The organism is Pelagicoccus albus, from assembly GCF_014230145.1.
Lineage (GTDB): Bacteria > Verrucomicrobiota > Verrucomicrobiia > Opitutales > Opitutaceae > Pelagicoccus > Pelagicoccus albus.
Window position 1 is genome coordinate 245,639 of the sequence record NZ_JACHVC010000013.1, and the last position, 15,506, is coordinate 261,144.

Below are 15,506 nucleotides of genomic sequence, written 5' to 3' on the forward strand. Positions count from 1 at the left end.
CGGCCGGCAATTGGGTAGACAACTCAGCGTGCTGTCACCAACTGACCTTGGACTTCTTGGAAATCGTCTCTTCCATCAAGTCACAAAGTTCGCCGCTTCCTGAAATGTGAAAGAAACCTTTCGCCTTGGACGAAAAGTCCTTCATCGGAAAGACCTCTTGATCAAAGAAACGGGTACTGCCGCCGACTGCCGCAATCAAAGGCATTCCACCCGCGATATCCCAAGTTTTTACGCGGTGACCAATCACTCCGTCGATCCACCCAAGCGCCGTATACGCCATATGGATAGCGCTACTCCCGAAGGCGCGAAGCTTGAAGGCCATGCGTAGAGCGTCATCGTCTTGCACTGCGGATTCATCAGCTAAGGCTTGAGTCGCAATCAAACTCTGCTTGTTCACCTCGCACTCTCTGCGCTTCACTTCCTCGTCGTCAATCCAAAGGCCGTAGCCAGGCCCACCGTGAAAGAGCTTACCGGTGCCATGATCGTAAATGTATCCGTAAATTGGATTACCATCTTTTAGGAGAGCGAGCGAGATCGAACAATTGGGAATGGATCGGGCAAAGTTATTGGTCCCATCGATTGGATCTAACAACCAGGAATATCCCGATTCGACAGGAATGGCCTCTTCCCCATGCTCTAGCTCCTCGCTAAAGAACTGGTCCTCACCAAAAGCCTCCCGGAGGCTATCTGTAATAGCTCCCGACAAATAAAGGTCTGCCTCCGTCACCCGCGATCCGTCAAACTTCCATTGACTTGCCACGTCTCCGAACTGGGCGGCGAAATATTCCACACTGTTACAGACAACCGAACGTCCGTAAGCGATTCTCGCTTCAAGCGAATTTTCCATGGTTGCCTACTTGAAAGAGCCCTGACCGATTCCACAAGCTAGAACTGGCTTAGCGCACCTTCGGCGCAGAGTTGGAGCCCCCCGGAGGCTATTGATTTCCGTGTTTCAGCTCCCATATGGTCCGGCACTTCGCCACAAGCTTGCCAAACGCTTCCGGAGTAATCGCTTGTTTTGGATCGTCGCCTAAACCGATCGAGGGGTTGAGATGAGCTTCAATGCAAAGCCCGTCCGCCCCATAAGCCACCGCAGCCATGCTGCACGATTCAACATACAAGGCTTTGCCCACTGAATGAGAAGGATCGACCACTACCGGAGCCCAAGTCCTTTCCTTTAAGAGCGGAGTTATACACTCATCAGGATGGTTTCGGTATCCTTCAAGTCCAGGGAGCGTTCCACGCGGACATAGAACGACATTTGGATTGCCGAAATTGACGATGTATTCCGCCGCTGAAATGAACTCATTAACCGGTCCCATGTGGCGCCCTCTCTTCAGGAGAACGACTGTTTCACGTCCCGCAACTTTCTGTCCGATTTGGCGAAGCAAAGAGTAGTTAAGAGAGTTACGAGTACCAACCTGTAGCATGTGCACACCCGCATCTAGAGCGATATCGAGCTGTTCCTCGTCCATCACTTCCGCGTTCACAGGCAGCCCTGTTCTCCTTGAAGCCTCCATTAAAATATCCAGAGCCTTCACGTCTCCCTGATAGGAATACGGATTTGTGCGTGGCTTCCATACGCCTCCCCGCAAAGCTTGAACTCCAACCTCCTTCAGGGCATCGGCAGTTTCGTAGAACAAGCTCGGTTCCTTCGGATCTACGGTACAATGACCGCCGATGAACAAAAGTTCCTTTCCTAGTTCCACTCCACCGAATACGACCCTGTGGTTCTTGAGCTCGGACTTGACGTCCAATAGCTTGTGCGGCGATTGAATTGTATCCACACGGTTGATGTAAGATAAGCCCTCGATGCGATTTATCATCAACTCGTGACGCTCGTCCCCGAGGATCGCATACACATTTTGCCCCGCCCCTTCGATAACCTGCACAGAGCAGCCGAAATCCTCCACCACAGATAGGACTTCCTTGAGTTGAGCGTCGGTGAGCTTGGGATTTTTTGGGATTATCATGATAAAAGCATAGGCCAATTTTCCATTAGCTCAAATCGGAATTACGCCTTTTGGAACAAGTAGAATTCGTAACGTTTCACCTCGCAAAATCGCTTAGCATCCAATAGCGGCAACTGGTCCTGCAGCTTCTTCATTCTTTTCCTAAACAACCAGCGGACAAAGCGGTAACAAAACTTGTTACGCTGTCTGAAACGCTCTGAAAAGATCTCTGCCGCCAACAGAATTCGGTCAGCGATTAGCTTACCCATATCAAGAGTCCTCGCCGTTTCGAGAGTCATATCCCGGGTCTTCACGACCTTGTATCCAAGTTCTCTTGCCAGCTCCAGGAAACGAGAGCGATCGTGGCCGCTCTCAGATAAAATACCCGCGTCTTTATCTACCACAAAATAGTCGCAAACCATCAAATAGCCACCTGACACAAGGGCGGAACTGGACGTCTCAAAAACCTGCCGTATCGGCATATACTGACAAGACTCGCTCATGATGATGCAGTCGTAGCGACGTGCTCCAGCCTCGAAATCCTCAAAACGGCTGTGGTGAAACGGTACATATAGTTTGTCCGAGAAGTACGCTTTCTGATTCCTGTCAGGCGAAAGGCCCTCAACCTCGTATCCACGTTTTACGAGACTTAAACACATCTCTCCCGTTCCACATCCAACATCCAATATCCTCCGACAGCCTTCCGGAATGTTGTCTAACAGATAGGTTTCGTACCTCTCTTGAGCTCTCTTCAAGGATTCAAAACTAAGTTCTTCACCCTCGTTCCAGATACCATAGTGCAATCTCTCCAGTCCTAGGACGTCTCGGTAGAAACGCAAAGAAGTGTCGTTACATGCCTTATCAGATCGGGCAATTGACATAGCTATGGTGGGGATGAGAGCGGGGGATAAACGTGACCAAATGGAGTAAACCCAACGGTCTAAGAGGACGTTTCCATTCGGTTACGAAACTTCTCTCAAGTAAAGGTAAAACCCTAAGAGAAGCCGCATTGCCGCGTGGTTTTGTTACGAAACTGCGGCAGACAAGAAACAAGCTAGTGACGACGCTCACAGCAAGTTGACAGAAGTCCAAGCATCTTTTCTGCATCGTGGGTCGGGGCATAAGTCCCGCTTCAAACTACTAATGCCGAAAGATATGAATCTTTTCTCAACCAAAACAATTGCAGCCCTGACTGCAGGGCTAGCTCTCTCAGCCGCTCACGGTGAAACAATCACCGGCAAAGTGTCCGCCTCAAATAACTACGGCCCGATCGAAGGTGCCAGCATCGTCGTAATGGAATCCGGACTACGGACCTCTACTGACAAGAGCGGCAATTTCGTGATCCAAAATATACGTCCGGGAGAATATACGCTTCTCGTATCCTATATTGGTTTGGGAGAGGAAACCGTAAAGGTGTCCGTAGCAGAGGGCGATATCGCGACTGTCGATTCGGAGCTTGGTTCCGACATCGTGGACCTCGATCCGTACGTAGTGAGCGGCTCGAAATCCAGTTCAGCGAGAGCAATCAATCTACAAAGAAATTCCTCCAATTTGGTTAACGCGGTCGCAGCGGATGCGATGGGGCAATTCCCAGATGAGAACGCAGCCGAAGCCCTACAACGCGTGTCTGGCGTTTCTATCGAGCGTGACCAAGGCGAAGGTCGCTACGTGGTAATTCGCGGCATCGACCCGGACTTGAATAATGTTTCATTAGACGGTGTAACGCTGGCGGCTCCAGAAGCGGACACCCGCAAAGTGGCACTCGACGTCATTCCAACCGACCTTCTCGATCAGCTTGAGGTTAAGAAGACGTTTCTTCCAGATATGGATGGAGACGCCATCGGCGGCAGCGTCAATATTAAGACAATCAGTCCTTTCGACAGTCTAGAAAAAATTGCATCTGTTAAAACGCAGCTACTCTACAACGATCTCGTATCCAAATCTTCCTACATGTTCGCCGGAACTTACGGCGACACGTTCGGCCCCGAGGACAACAGTGGATACGTCTTTTCAGCGAGCTACCAGGAAAGGGAATTTGGATCCGACAACATCGAGGTAGACGGACCTTGGAGCGAAGAAACTGCAGAAGATGGAACCTCTGCTTACTTCGCTCCAGAAATTGAATTCCGTCAATACGACGTGACCCGCGTAAGGAAATCAGCAAGTCTTAGCTTCGAGCACTTGGCTAGCGAAACAACCCGCTTGTACGCCCGGGCGACCTATAATTATTTCAGCGACCAAGAATATCGCTACCGCACCGAGATCAAGCCAGAGCGAGGTGTCATCGAAACGATTACAGATACTACAGCTACAATCTCAGGAGCGAATAGAGCCGACCGAGATTTGAAGGATCGCTTCGAGGAACAAGAAATCCTCGCCTTGGCTTTGGGGGGAGACACTCGTGTTGACGATTGGCGTTTTGAATACAAGGCCTCGTACAGCAAAGGCGAAGAGAAAGAGCCCAATCGTTTGGATACCGCTTTTCGAAACGGGGACGATACCGACTATAGCTATGATTTCTCCGATGCCTACCAACCCGTGGTCCTCGCTACAGGTGGCTCCGACATTTTCGATCCAGCAAACTACGAGCTCGACGAATTCGTAGTGGAAAACAACTTGGCGAAGGAGGATGAAACCGCTCTCAAGTTCGATGCGACTCGCTACCTAAGCTTCGGCGAAACTCCTGCTTTCGTCAAATTCGGTGCGAAATATCGCAGTAAGGAGAAATCGAACGATGTAAATGTGGATATCTACAGCAACGATAGCTCGGACGCTACACTCGCAGGTCTACTCATATCGGGAAGCAGATACTCCTACTTCGGCGATTCGGATTACATGCAGTTTAATTCCGCTGCAATGAGGGCTCTTCTACTAAGTGAAGCGGACTCCCTAGAATACGAAACAGAAGATTCGGAGATCGATTCAACCCTCGCCGACTACACGACTAACGAGGATGTTCTCGCAGCCTATGCCATGGCAGAAGTCGAAAAGGGTAAATGGACATTTACCAGCGGACTACGCGTTGAACAAACTGACTTCGAAACGACTGGCTATGAGCTCTATTGGGAGGAAGTCGACGGTGAAGAGGTTTATGGATTCAACGAGCTAAACGCTTCCAACGAATACACAGACGTACTACTGTCTTTAAATTCTAGATACGCATTGGATCATAATACAATTGTACGAGCATCCGCATCCAACACGATTTCTCGTCCAAAGTTCGGTCAATCTTCATTTCAAAGAGAGACAAACCGTATCGATCAAGTCATTGAAACAGGCAATCCGGATCTAGACCCGTACGCTTCGACTAACTTCGATATCTCATTTGAGAAATACAATGAAACCCTAGGACTTTTCTCTGCGAACCTGTTCTACAAGGACATTGACTCTTTTATTTACGTTCAGGAAACGAACCCCACTATCGATGGGGTTGTATACGAAGTACATAGCCCAACAAACGGAGAAAGCGCTTCCATTTTGGGTCTAGAGCTGGTTTGGAATCAGGACCTCAGCCTGTTCTCCGAATCTCTCACAGGGTTCACAATCGACGCCAACGCGACTTTCTCCGATAGCGAGTCTGTCATTGCAGATGGTCGTGAAATCCCGTTCCTCAAACAATCCGATGAAATCATAAATCTCGGACTTGCCTACGAGAACGAAAAGGTGATGTTCCGCCTGGCCGGAACTTACCGGAGTGAATATCTGGATGGAGTCGGAGGCGATGCATCAGAAGATGAATACATCGACTCGCATCTTCAATTAGACGCCAAATTCGTTTACAAACTTGACGAAAAGAGCACAATTTTCCTCGAAGCTATAAATCTTACCGAGGAGCCATTGAAGGCATACTATGGGTCGCCTTCGCGTATGAGGCAGTACGAGGCTTATTCCTTTTCGGCTAAGCTTGGTTACAGCTGGAAGCTCTAAGAACCGATGTTAGCAAAGAGATTACTTATAGGTTTGGGCCTTTGCGCTTTGGCCCAAACCGGCTTCGCTGAGGTTAAAGTCGTCAAGGAACGCTTTTTCACGACGATCGACGCGGATAGCAATGTCGATTCGATAGCCATATGGCATTCGTCAGAAACCTCAGATCGCTGGCTCGTCGCTACATCCAAGGCGATGCACAAACTGTTTGTCTACGACGCTCAAAATGGATATCCGTTATCCGAATACGGAAATGCAGGCGATCAACTAGGCCAGTTTCAACGACCCAATGGTATCGCCGTCATAGGAGATATGCTTTTGGTCGTCGAGAGAGACAACCATCGCATCCAAGCCTTGAGCTTGCCGGATCTCTCTCCCCTGTTTTCATTTGGAGAAGAGCAACTCATCAAGCCATATGGAATATACGCAAGGCACGAGAAGAACAAGGTCCTTGTGTATGTGAGTGATGACTACAACAACTCCGCCTCGAATCCTAAGCCGGAACCAAACCCTGACGGGCTACGAAAGCGGGTTAAGGTTTTCGAGCTTTCGACAGCTACGAGTGCTTCGGAACCAAAATTCGTAAAAGCATTCGGCTCTCATGAAGGAGAAGGTGCCTTGGACGTTGTCGAATCCCTTATGGGTGACGATGTCTTCGATCGCCTGATGATCGCGGATGAGGATGAGGTAAATGGAATGGAAGTTCACCTTTTTGATCTGGACGGAAAGGACCTTGGCCAGACCCTTGGCAAAGGAAGATTCCAGTATCAGCCGGAAGGAATTGCTCTCTGGTCTACGGGCGAAAAATCAGGATACTGGATTTTCACCGATCAAGGAAAACAGGAAAATCTATACCTGCTCTACGACCGCGAATCCCTCGAATACGTTGGCACCTTCTCAGGTGAACGCACGCTCAATACGGACGGAGTCGCAATCGACCTAACTCCAACAGAACGCTATCCGGAAGGAGTCTTTTACGCCATCCACGACGATTCCGGAATATCGGCCTGGTCTTTGGCCGATATCGCCACAGCGCTCGATCTGCACTGAGCTCTTTTAGAGTTTATCGAAACGTGGCCGCAACCTTAGGTTGCGGCCATTTTACTTTACGGAGCGCGGGCCACGGATTTTCAGATGACCCTTAATATCGGTCTTAGGGTTGAGTGCGGTTTCCTCTAGGCGCTGCCCTCTGCAATCTTAGGAGGCATTCCAGAAACCGGAGCGAAATCGCCCGCTTCCGGTCGGGAATATTGGCCAAAACCTTAGCGCTTTTACCTGCATCAGCGATTTTTCCGATATCCGCTGATACCTGCGGCATTAAGTATTGCCGATATTATAAGGTAACGCGGCGGAAACTTTTGGAGAGGCCTAATTTGGCCAAAAGAGAGACTCTCCTAAGGTACGCCGAAAATCCTAGATTCCGAATGATAGTGGACTTTCCCAAACCGGGAGGCTTCGCCTCGCTAACAACAACTACTCCCAAGCTGGATTCAGTTCCACTTGGAAAGGTACTACGTGGCTTATCCGATCGCTTATCGATAGAAGACCCAGCCCTAGTCGATGACTCGCTGGAGCTCTTTCTGGATGAGAACACGCGTTTCGCGAATGCATCGCGCGTCGCGTCGCTGTCATGTCCGCATGCTCTGAAAGCGTGGGCAGCAGAGCGTCTGCCCAGCATAGGGATCTCATACGGGATCTCGAACCGCATTAATCAGAAGGAGATAGAAGCGAATTTGGACGAGCAGGCTCCTCTTTGCCTAGTCGAATTTGCAGAGGATTTGAGCCTAATCGCTTGCTACTGCAGAGAAATCACAGAGCTGAAAATAGAAGGGAATCCCCACTCGCACGGATTGGAATTCAGATTTGCTTTCTACGGTAGCACCAAGTCGGAACCTAGAGAAATAATCGAAGCTGCAAGCATACATGCTCTGCTTAACGAAGGAGTACGGAATAACTGCCTACGGAAACGTGTTTTCGCCTCGGAAGGAAAAATCGAGGCCGAGTGCATCGCTTTGCGAAAAAAGGTCCGCCTTGGATTCAGTCCCGTTTTTTAAAGGACTCGCTAGACGCTAGCCCGCGCGAAATCTGGTAACACAGCCCCTGCGCTCAATATATCGGAATCGGGAGTAAGAGCCTCCAGACCCTTTGATAGACTTTTACGTAGCTGCTTTCGTGCACGATACAATCTAGTCTCAACGCCTCGCGGCGAGCAGCCTACGACCTCCGCGATCTCCTTGTAGCTCATTTCTTGATAATGATGCAGGAGGACCGCTGTTCTCAAATCGTGCGGAAGACTCATAACCGCGTCTTTCAAAGCCTTCAAATCTTCCTGTCTTTCGAGAATGTGATGCGGTGTCTCTGCATCCGCGGGCAAAAACTCTATCAGACCCGATTCGTTTTCGCCTCCTCTCTTTTCTCCCTCGAGCGAGACTTCAGGATGACGCCTTCGCCAGCGAGCCCGGTTTTTACACAGGTTGGCAGCTATGGTAAACACCCACGAAGACATGGGATAACTGAAATCGAAACGCTCCCGCTTCTGGTAAATGCGAATGAACGTTTCCTGCACAATTTCCCGCGCGGCGAATTCGTTTTGCGTGTAGCGAAAAACGAACGAAAAGAGCGGACGCTCCCAGTACTCAATAATTTTCTCAAGAGCTCCTGGCGTGCCTGCAATGAGGCCCCGCATGAGCTCGCCATCCTGATTCGATTCGCTAGGCATCCGAGCTTGCCCTCAAGGTTGTGTGGCTGGAGTAGATTGAATTAACAATCTCACGGTAGCGATCCCGCTGTTTCGGCTCTATGACCCTCTCAACTCGGCTCAAAAGCTCGTCTGTCAATCTAGCGCTCCGTTCGCTCAAGCGCTTCTGGTTCTCCAGTAATTCGTAGAGCTGCAAGTAGTCGATGACATCACTGCGCATTCTCTCTTCGTCGAATGCTTTATAGGCTTCGTGACTTGCAAGTAGCTCACCGAACAAGGATTCGAATTCGATCTTGTAGTCGCCGTGCAGAGCGGAAACTCGCTCAAATTGAGGTTTGGATAAGTTCAACTCGCCCTGAAGCCAACCCATGCCCGCCAGCAAAACGGGATCTTCAGGCCGGAGATCGGCATCCTCTGGTTCTCTGTCAGTCCCGAACTCATTGGCTCCTGCAATTGTCTGCAGGCGATAAAGCGGGTCGACCGAAAGCCGGTAGGTTACGGTGAGCTCTTGATTTCCGCTCTCCAAGTCGCCGGACATCAGACGCGAAATGCCCATCCCCACTAGGACGAAAACCGCCGCAAATCCAGTTGCAAGGAGCGGTCTGGAAACCATGCCCAAAACCCAGGCGGACAGGGACGCTCCGCTTTCTCCGTCGAGATGCTTAAGACTAGCTCCGCGGCGAACCTTGGCCGCAAGATCCGCGTCTGGATGAAAGTCGTTCTTCCATCGGTCTAGCATTCGGTCGAGGGGGTCGTGTTGAGGCATAAAGGGAAAGGACTCTTATGAAAGGCTGACTGAAATAGGACAAGAATCGGCTCCGCTATTACATACGCGAGCAAACCTCCCGGCCCTTCAAAAAACGCCCCTGCGAAGGGATGCGGCTTGCGTCGGAGTAAATCATGTCGTCCATCTCGCATAGATCGCGCTTCGCCTAGACGAAGAAGATCTCGACTCTACGATGAATCCAATCCGATCACTGCTGTTAACTTCCCTCTGCGTCTGCAGCCTGCTCCCGCCTCGAGCAAAAGGCGACGAGGAGCTATCCGAGGGTATGCAAATCCCGGACAAATCCAGCCTTTTGACGATCCTGGATACCGTCGACCCTGCGTTCCCGGCCCGCTTGAAAGATTTCGGTTACCCAGAAGGCGACGTTACCTTCGCAGTCGTGGTCGACCAAAATGGAAAACTGCAGGACTCTTTCCTCATCGAAGCCAGCCACTTGGAATTTGCCGAAGAGGTAAGCAAAGTTCTGCCTTTGTGGTCCTTCACCCCACCAATCATAGACGGAGAGCCATCCAGTATCGCCAGCAAGATCAAAGTGATTTTCGAACGCGGCCGGGGCTTTCTCTATGAGTCAGGAGGGTCCAATAGCCTCGGAAATCGGATCGGTAAAAGAAGCGGATCCGAGTCGTACCAAATCTATCCGCTTAAGGAGCTAGATTCGATACCCATTCCTCGCAAAATCGTGGAGCCGAGCTTCCATTCCCAATTGTTGGAGGGCAAAGAAGTGGTCACGGCCGTCTTCGAATTCTATATCGATGAAGCCGGCCGAGTCAGAATCCCAACCCTCCGCGAGTCGGCCGAGGAAATAGACGAGACACTTCTCGTCTTAGCTCAAGAGGCCTTGCTGCAGTGGGAGTTCGAACCACCTCTCAAAAACGGCAAGCCGGTGGCCACCCTAGCAGCTCAGCCGTTTCGCTTCGCCCGGGAGCAAGCCGAGGGAGCGGCAGACTAATCTTTGGCGATTTCCGCGTATGCCTTGGCATCCAGAAGTTCGCTCAAAGCAGATGGATCAGTGATCTTGATTTTAAGGATCCAGCCATCTTCGTAGGGCGAAGTGTTGACACTCTCTGGGGCGGATTCGAGAGCCTCATTCACTTCAAGTACCTCCGCATCGACTGGCATATACAGATCGGAAGCGGCTTTGACCGATTCAACCACACCGAAACTGTCTCCTGCAGAGAAAGTATCCTCCACCTCCGGAACCTCCACGAAAGTGATGTCACCCAAGCTATTTTGGGCGAACTCAGTAATCCCAATGATGGCTTCGTCTCCGTCGAGAAGCTTTAGCCATTCATGGTCTTTGGTGTACTTAAGGTCGGAAGGAATGCTCATTTCGGAAACGTTAGGTTGCTCTGGCGGTGTATTGTAAAGATTGAGTGGAATATTCCGTTAGCGGACTGGTCTCACAAGTTCGAAATCCGGAAAAGTGAATATCTGTGCCCTTTGTTTGCCACCCCGCAGCAAGCTGTCGACTCCGTCGATCGCGGAGAGACCGCGACGGGGCATCACGGCAAACAAACGCTTCGCGCTTCGGGGCTTGATGAATCGCAAGAATTACCAACGAAGCAAGCTTCGAGGAATGTACCCGGTTGCGATTCAAGCTTGCGGATTTAGCGGCAAAAATGGCGGCTTGGTCCGCTCGATCGGAAAACTCTTCCCTCGTAAATCGACTGCCAGCGAATCGGATTTCGCCACAGATGCATCCACCAATGCCGATCCGATCGCTTCATTGAGAATCGGCGAAAAAGTGCCGGAGACGACCGTCCCGACCTTAGCGCCGTCCAAGACGATGTCCGTGCCCGGACGAGCAATACGCCTCCCACCTGTTTTGAAGAAAACCACCTTCTTGGCCGGACCATCCGACCGTTTCGTTTTGATGGCTTCTTTTCCGATGAAGTCGCCAGCCTTCTTGAGACTCACCGTCCACATCAAGTTGGCCTCGACCGGTCCAATTTCGTCATCGATCTCATGCCCGTAGAGCGAGTAGCCAGCTTCCAGCCTCAAACTGTCGCGAGCGCCAAGCCCGGCGAGGACGAGCCCCTGCGGCTTCCCCTTCTCAAGCAGGGCTTCCGCCAAAGCGGCCGTGTCAGAAGTCGACACAAATAGCTCGACGCCAACCTCTCCGGTGTAGCCTGTTCTGCTGATGAGACAGTCGAAACCGGCTACTTTACCCTCTACAAAGCGGTAGTAGCCCAAGGAGCTCAAATCGACCGACGCGAGTTCGGACAAGATGGAAAAAGCTTTTGGCCCCTGCAATGCGATCAAGCCGTATTCCGAGGAAACATTAGTCACGGCAACATCGAATTTGGCCGCCTCAGATTGCAGCCAGGCAACGTCTTTTGCCACATTCGCCGCATTGAGACAGAGAAGATAACGATTCAACCCTTTTCGGTAAACGAGGAGGTCATCCACCACTCCACCGCTCGGATAACACATCAGGCTGTAGAGAGCCTTGCCGTCATCCATGGTAGAAACGTCGTTGGTCAGAACGTAATTCAAAAACGCTTCCGCCTCTGGACCTTCCACTGTCGCCTCTCCCATATGGGAAACATCAAAAAGCCCTGCCGCTGCTCGGGTAGATTTGTGCTCTTCGACGATGCTCTCGTACTGCACCGGCATTTCCCAGCCGGCGAAATCCACCATGCGGCCGCCGTGAGCGACATTAAAATCGTAAAGGGGTGTCCGCTGCGTTTCTGACATGTTCGACATCTAGATTTCGCTGGAATTCCAAGGCAAGGACGAAGCGGCGAAACAATTCATCTGACGTTCCTCAGCGACACTTGTTAGTGGCCCATGCCCTGGGGCCAAAACGGTAGTCTCGTCCAATGACAGGATCCGTTCTAAAGACCTAATCGCATCTTCATAGGAGGTATTTGCTCCACCCATAGATCCTGCGAAAAGCGCGTCCCCCACAATAGCCAACGGTTGCTCTAATCCTTCCACTCGGAAAGACATTCCGCCCACTGTGTGACCAGGGGTGTCGAAGGCCGTAACCTTTATGGAGTCACAATTGTAGCTAAACCCTTCGTCCATGGCTTCAGTTTTGAACGGAATATCTTGGTCTTTCCGACCCATGAAAACACGAGCTTCCGGCCAGCGCTTTTTTAGATCGGGAGCGCCTTCGTAGTGGTCCCAGTGGGCATGGGTCAAAATCAGGGCGTCCAGGCTCAATCCTTTGCTCTCCATGAACTCGATCATGGGAAGCGATACTGAGCCCGTGTCGAAAGCGATAGCCCGTTTGGTCTCCGAGTCCCAAACGAGGAAAGAATTCACTAGCCACTGGTGAAACGGGCTAGTCACGAGGGCAAAACCCTTAATCTGCCCCTGTTCCCGAGGCCGCCAACTTCCCTTTCCGATCTCTACCAGAGCCGGAACATTAAGATGCAGAGCCTTCCCCAAGGTTTTGATCACTGCCTCGTCGAACACGCCACGCCTCGCGGCCCGGATCTCGTTTTCGTCCACTCCGCACTGCTCCGCCAGAGCTGCTGTGCTAATCCCTTGGCCCTTCTGGGCTTTGCTCAATATGTCGCTAAACTCGTCTTCTACGGGAAGAATCATGAGCTTGCGTTACTGTTGGGTTAATCTTCTTGCAAGCACTGTTGAGCACGCATCTCCTGTGCCGATCCCTCCAGATGTTCGATATCGAATTCAAAAAACTCTCCGGCGACGAGCTGGAGAAAGTCTATCACATCGACCGCTCAGAAAACGTCGAAAAGATGTACCGTCGCTCGGGAGACGAGCTCGAAGCATACGACGACCAAGTCGAAGTTTCAGCCGATCCTTCCTTCTGGGAAACCTTGCTCGGCTGGTGGCGCGATGAGCTAGCGGAGGGAGCGGAGGCCTTCGGAGCTTTCGATGGAGACACATTGACCGGCATCGCCATTATCAAACACCAAGTTCGCGAGGACACGGACCAGATCATCGCTATGTATGTGAGCGCCGAATACCGCCTAAGCGGCATCGCACGCTCCCTCTACTTCGAACTTGAAGATTCGGCAAAGGCCTCTGGGGCTAAAAAACTGATCGTTTCCACCACGCCCACCGGGTCGGCGGTCGGCTTCTACCAAAGCCAAGGTTTCCAGTTCGACGCTGGCTCAAGCTGCTCGCTTGACCAAAACGAAGAGCACGAGATCCCGATGGTAAAACGTTTGAAAAACTAGGGGCCCTCCCGCCATCCACTCCCCAATTCGGAGAAAAATCTCCGAATTCTCGCTTGAACTCGCCAAATCCACCCGTTCCTATCTGCCGCGATGGCAGAATCGAACTACACCGAGTCGAGCATCAAATCCCTAAGTCCCCGTGAACACATTCGCCTCAGACCGGGCATGTACATCGGAAAACTGGGAGACGGCTCTTCTCCAGACGACGGCATTTACGTACTCATAAAAGAGATCATCGACAACTCGATCGATGAACATACATCCGGCCACGGCAAGCGTATCGACGTGACCATACAGGGAGACACCGTCACTGTTCGAGACTACGGACGAGGCATACCGCTCGGAAAAGTCGTCGCCTGCGTGTCCGAGATCAACACCGGAGCAAAGTACGACTCGGAGACCTTCCAGAAGTCAGTTGGCCTAAATGGAGTTGGCACCAAAGCGGTCAATTTCCTATCCGAGTCCTTCATCGCAGCCGCATTCCGCGAAGGAAAGACCAAGCGGGCTACCTTTGAAACTGGTGAGCTCACAAAGGAAAGCCGTCAGGTAAAGACCGAGGAAAACAACGGCACCTACGTCGAATTCGTCCCGGATCGAACCATTTTCAAAAACTACAAGTTTCGCCTCGAGTACGTGGAGGCGATGCTTTGGAACTACGCATACCTTAACACGGGCCTTGTCCTCAGCCTAAACGGAGAAACCTACAAATCCGAAAACGGACTCAAGGACCTACTCGAGGACAATCTATCAGGCGACATCCTCTACCCTATCATCCACCTCAAGGGTGATGACATCGAGGTGGCCCTTACGCACGGCACACATTACGGCGAGGACTACTTCTCATTCGTAAACGGCCAGCACACCACCATGGGAGGGACGCACTTGGCCGCGTTTCGCGAAGCAGTCGTCAAAACTGTGCGGGAGTTCTTCAACAAGAATTACGACCCTGCGGATATCCGAACCTCAATCGTATCCGCGATCTCCATACGGATCCAGGAGCCAGTCTTCGAATCCCAAACCAAGACCAAACTCGGATCCCAAAACGTATCTCCCAAGGGCCAGTCCATTCGAAATTTCGTCAATACCTTCATCAAGAAGGAGCTCGACGACCACCTGCACAAATATCCGGAAACCGCCAAGGCGATCCAGCAAAAGATCGTAGCCTCCGAAAAGGAGCGGAAGGAACTTTCTGGCATTCGCAAGCTAGCTCGGGAAAAGGCGAAAAAGGTCAATCTTCACAACAAAAAGCTCCGCGACTGCCGCGCCCACTTCAACACCAAGCACAAGCAAGGGGACGATGCGACACTCTTCATAGTGGAAGGTGATTCCGCGGGCGGCTCGATCACCAAGACGCGAGACGTTAACACACAAGCCGTCTTTTCCCTAAAAGGTAAGCCCCTAAACGCATTTGGTCTGAGCAAGAAAATCGTCTATCAAAACGATGAGTTCAATTGCCTTCAGTCCGCTTTGGATATCGAGGACGGACTAGATACGCTTCGCTACAACAAGGTCGTCATCGCGACCGATGCGGATGTCGACGGTATGCACATTCGCATGCTGCTACTGACCTTCTTCCTGCAGTTTTTTCCGGATCTCGTCAGATCAGGACACCTCTACATTCTGCAAACACCGCTCTTTCGTGTCCGGAACAAGAAGAACACTGTCTATTGCTACAATGAGGCAGAGAAGGATCAGGCTCTCAAGAACCTGGGAAAGACCGCCGAGATCACTCGCTTCAAGGGCCTTGGCGAAGCGTCGCCAGACGAATTTGCGACTTTCATCGGCAAGGACATGAAGCTCGATCCTGTCACCATGGCACACCTACACAACATCGACGAACTGTTGAGCTTCTACATGGGCAAGAACACGCCGAAGCGGCAAGAGTTCATCATCGACAACCTCCACATCGAAAAAGACCTCGTTGAAGAAGCGGCCAGCTAATCTCAGGTAGGAGCGGCCTCCGTCGCGAACCAAGCACTCAAGACCTA

Annotated in this window: 14 protein-coding genes; 6 read left to right on the forward strand and 8 right to left on the reverse strand. The window is 51.4% G+C overall.

The window, feature by feature from the left end; genetic code table 11:
* Window positions 1–34 precede the first annotated feature (34 nt).
* The 3 genes from H5P27_RS16345 to H5P27_RS16355 form a co-directional block, all read right to left on the reverse strand.
* Window positions 35–847 carry an inositol monophosphatase family protein gene (locus H5P27_RS16345; protein WP_185661497.1) on the reverse strand — a complete coding sequence of 271 codons (813 nt, stop codon included), beginning with the start codon at window positions 845–847 and terminating at the stop codon, window positions 35–37.
* 88 nt (window positions 848–935) lie between these two features.
* On the reverse strand, window positions 936–1,973 hold the full coding sequence (locus H5P27_RS16350; protein WP_185661498.1) for a 3-deoxy-D-arabino-heptulosonate 7-phosphate synthase: 1,038 nt from the start codon (window positions 1,971–1,973) through the stop codon (window positions 936–938).
* A 41-nt stretch (window positions 1,974–2,014) separates the two neighbouring features.
* A complete protein-coding gene (locus H5P27_RS16355; RefSeq protein ID WP_185661499.1) occupies window positions 2,015–2,833 on the reverse strand; it encodes a class I SAM-dependent methyltransferase in 819 nt (272 codons plus the stop codon).
* Between the two features lie 274 nt (window positions 2,834–3,107).
* On the opposite strand from H5P27_RS16355, the gene H5P27_RS16360 reads away from it, so the two are divergent.
* The 3 genes from H5P27_RS16360 (at window position 3,108) to H5P27_RS16370 (ending at window position 7,930) form a co-directional block, all read left to right on the forward strand.
* Window positions 3,108–5,879, forward strand: coding sequence for a TonB-dependent receptor (locus tag H5P27_RS16360; protein WP_185661500.1), 2,772 nt, complete (start codon window positions 3,108–3,110; stop codon window positions 5,877–5,879).
* A 6-nt stretch (window positions 5,880–5,885) separates the two neighbouring features.
* Window positions 5,886–6,926, forward strand: a complete 1,041-nt coding sequence (locus H5P27_RS16365) for a phytase (RefSeq protein ID WP_185661501.1) — start codon at window positions 5,886–5,888, stop codon at window positions 6,924–6,926.
* Window positions 6,927–7,300: 374 nt separating this feature from the next.
* Window positions 7,301–7,930 carry a hypothetical protein gene (locus H5P27_RS16370; RefSeq protein WP_185661502.1) on the forward strand — a complete coding sequence of 210 codons (630 nt, stop codon included), beginning with the start codon at window positions 7,301–7,303 and terminating at the stop codon, window positions 7,928–7,930.
* An 8-nt stretch (window positions 7,931–7,938) separates the two neighbouring features.
* On the opposite strand, the gene H5P27_RS16375 is transcribed toward H5P27_RS16370, so the two are convergent.
* Window positions 7,939–8,595 carry an RNA polymerase sigma factor gene (locus tag H5P27_RS16375; RefSeq protein ID WP_185661503.1) on the reverse strand — a complete coding sequence of 219 codons (657 nt, stop codon included), beginning with the start codon at window positions 8,593–8,595 and terminating at the stop codon, window positions 7,939–7,941.
* On the reverse strand, window positions 8,588–9,313 hold the full coding sequence (locus H5P27_RS16380) for a hypothetical protein (RefSeq protein ID WP_221774763.1): 726 nt from the start codon (window positions 9,311–9,313) through the stop codon (window positions 8,588–8,590). The genes H5P27_RS16375 and H5P27_RS16380 overlap by 8 nt, the downstream gene beginning before the upstream one ends.
* A gap of 220 nt (window positions 9,314–9,533) precedes the next feature.
* Between H5P27_RS16380 and H5P27_RS16385 the strand changes: the two genes are divergently transcribed.
* Window positions 9,534–10,310 (forward strand): energy transducer TonB, encoded by a 777-nt coding sequence (locus H5P27_RS16385; RefSeq protein WP_185661505.1) that lies wholly within the window; start codon window positions 9,534–9,536, stop codon window positions 10,308–10,310.
* Here the strand turns inward: H5P27_RS16385 and gcvH are convergent.
* The 3 genes from gcvH to H5P27_RS16400 form a co-directional block, all read right to left on the reverse strand.
* Window positions 10,307–10,690 (reverse strand): glycine cleavage system protein GcvH, encoded by a 384-nt coding sequence (gene gcvH, locus H5P27_RS16390; RefSeq protein WP_185661506.1) that lies wholly within the window; start codon window positions 10,688–10,690, stop codon window positions 10,307–10,309. The genes H5P27_RS16385 and gcvH overlap by 4 nt on opposite strands.
* 264 nt (window positions 10,691–10,954) lie before the next feature.
* Window positions 10,955–12,067, reverse strand: a complete 1,113-nt coding sequence (gene gcvT, locus H5P27_RS16395) for a glycine cleavage system aminomethyltransferase GcvT (protein WP_246462771.1) — start codon at window positions 12,065–12,067, stop codon at window positions 10,955–10,957.
* On the reverse strand, window positions 12,068–12,916 hold the full coding sequence (locus H5P27_RS16400) for an MBL fold metallo-hydrolase (protein ID WP_185661507.1): 849 nt from the start codon (window positions 12,914–12,916) through the stop codon (window positions 12,068–12,070).
* 74 nt (window positions 12,917–12,990) lie between these two features.
* Here H5P27_RS16400 and H5P27_RS16405 point away from each other — a divergent pair, with 74 nt between their 5' ends.
* A complete protein-coding gene (locus H5P27_RS16405) occupies window positions 12,991–13,518 on the forward strand; it encodes a GNAT family N-acetyltransferase (RefSeq protein WP_185661508.1) in 528 nt (175 codons plus the stop codon).
* A 90-nt stretch (window positions 13,519–13,608) separates the two neighbouring features.
* Window positions 13,609–15,459, forward strand: coding sequence for a DNA topoisomerase IV subunit B (locus H5P27_RS16410; RefSeq protein WP_185661509.1), 1,851 nt, complete (start codon window positions 13,609–13,611; stop codon window positions 15,457–15,459).
* Window positions 15,460–15,506: the final 47 nt, after the last annotated feature.

Excerpts from the sequence above, each read along its gene's own strand:
- gcvT (WP_246462771.1), bottom strand. The coding sequence starts at position 12,067 with ATGTCGAACATGTCAGAAACGCAGCGGACACCCCTTTACGATTTTAAT.
- H5P27_RS16380 (WP_221774763.1), bottom strand. The coding sequence starts at position 9,313 with ATGCTAGACCGATGGAAGAACGACTTTCATCCAGACGCGGATCTTGCG.
- H5P27_RS16355 (WP_185661499.1), bottom strand. The coding sequence starts at position 2,833 with ATGTCAATTGCCCGATCTGATAAGGCATGTAACGACACTTCTTTGCGT.
- H5P27_RS16385 (WP_185661505.1), top strand. The coding sequence starts at position 9,534 with ATGAATCCAATCCGATCACTGCTGTTAACTTCCCTCTGCGTCTGCAGC.
- H5P27_RS16405 (WP_185661508.1), top strand. The coding sequence starts at position 12,991 with ATGTTCGATATCGAATTCAAAAAACTCTCCGGCGACGAGCTGGAGAAA.
- H5P27_RS16410 (WP_185661509.1), top strand. The coding sequence starts at position 13,609 with ATGGCAGAATCGAACTACACCGAGTCGAGCATCAAATCCCTAAGTCCC.
- H5P27_RS16360 (WP_185661500.1), top strand. The coding sequence starts at position 3,108 with ATGAATCTTTTCTCAACCAAAACAATTGCAGCCCTGACTGCAGGGCTA.
- H5P27_RS16400 (WP_185661507.1), bottom strand. The coding sequence starts at position 12,916 with ATGATTCTTCCCGTAGAAGACGAGTTTAGCGACATATTGAGCAAAGCC.
- H5P27_RS16375 (WP_185661503.1), bottom strand. The coding sequence starts at position 8,595 with ATGCCTAGCGAATCGAATCAGGATGGCGAGCTCATGCGGGGCCTCATT.
- H5P27_RS16350 (WP_185661498.1), bottom strand. The coding sequence starts at position 1,973 with ATGATAATCCCAAAAAATCCCAAGCTCACCGACGCTCAACTCAAGGAA.
- H5P27_RS16370 (WP_185661502.1), top strand. The coding sequence starts at position 7,301 with ATGATAGTGGACTTTCCCAAACCGGGAGGCTTCGCCTCGCTAACAACA.
- H5P27_RS16365 (WP_185661501.1), top strand. The coding sequence starts at position 5,886 with ATGTTAGCAAAGAGATTACTTATAGGTTTGGGCCTTTGCGCTTTGGCC.
- gcvH (WP_185661506.1), bottom strand. The coding sequence starts at position 10,690 with ATGAGCATTCCTTCCGACCTTAAGTACACCAAAGACCATGAATGGCTA.
- H5P27_RS16345 (WP_185661497.1), bottom strand. The coding sequence starts at position 847 with ATGGAAAATTCGCTTGAAGCGAGAATCGCTTACGGACGTTCGGTTGTC.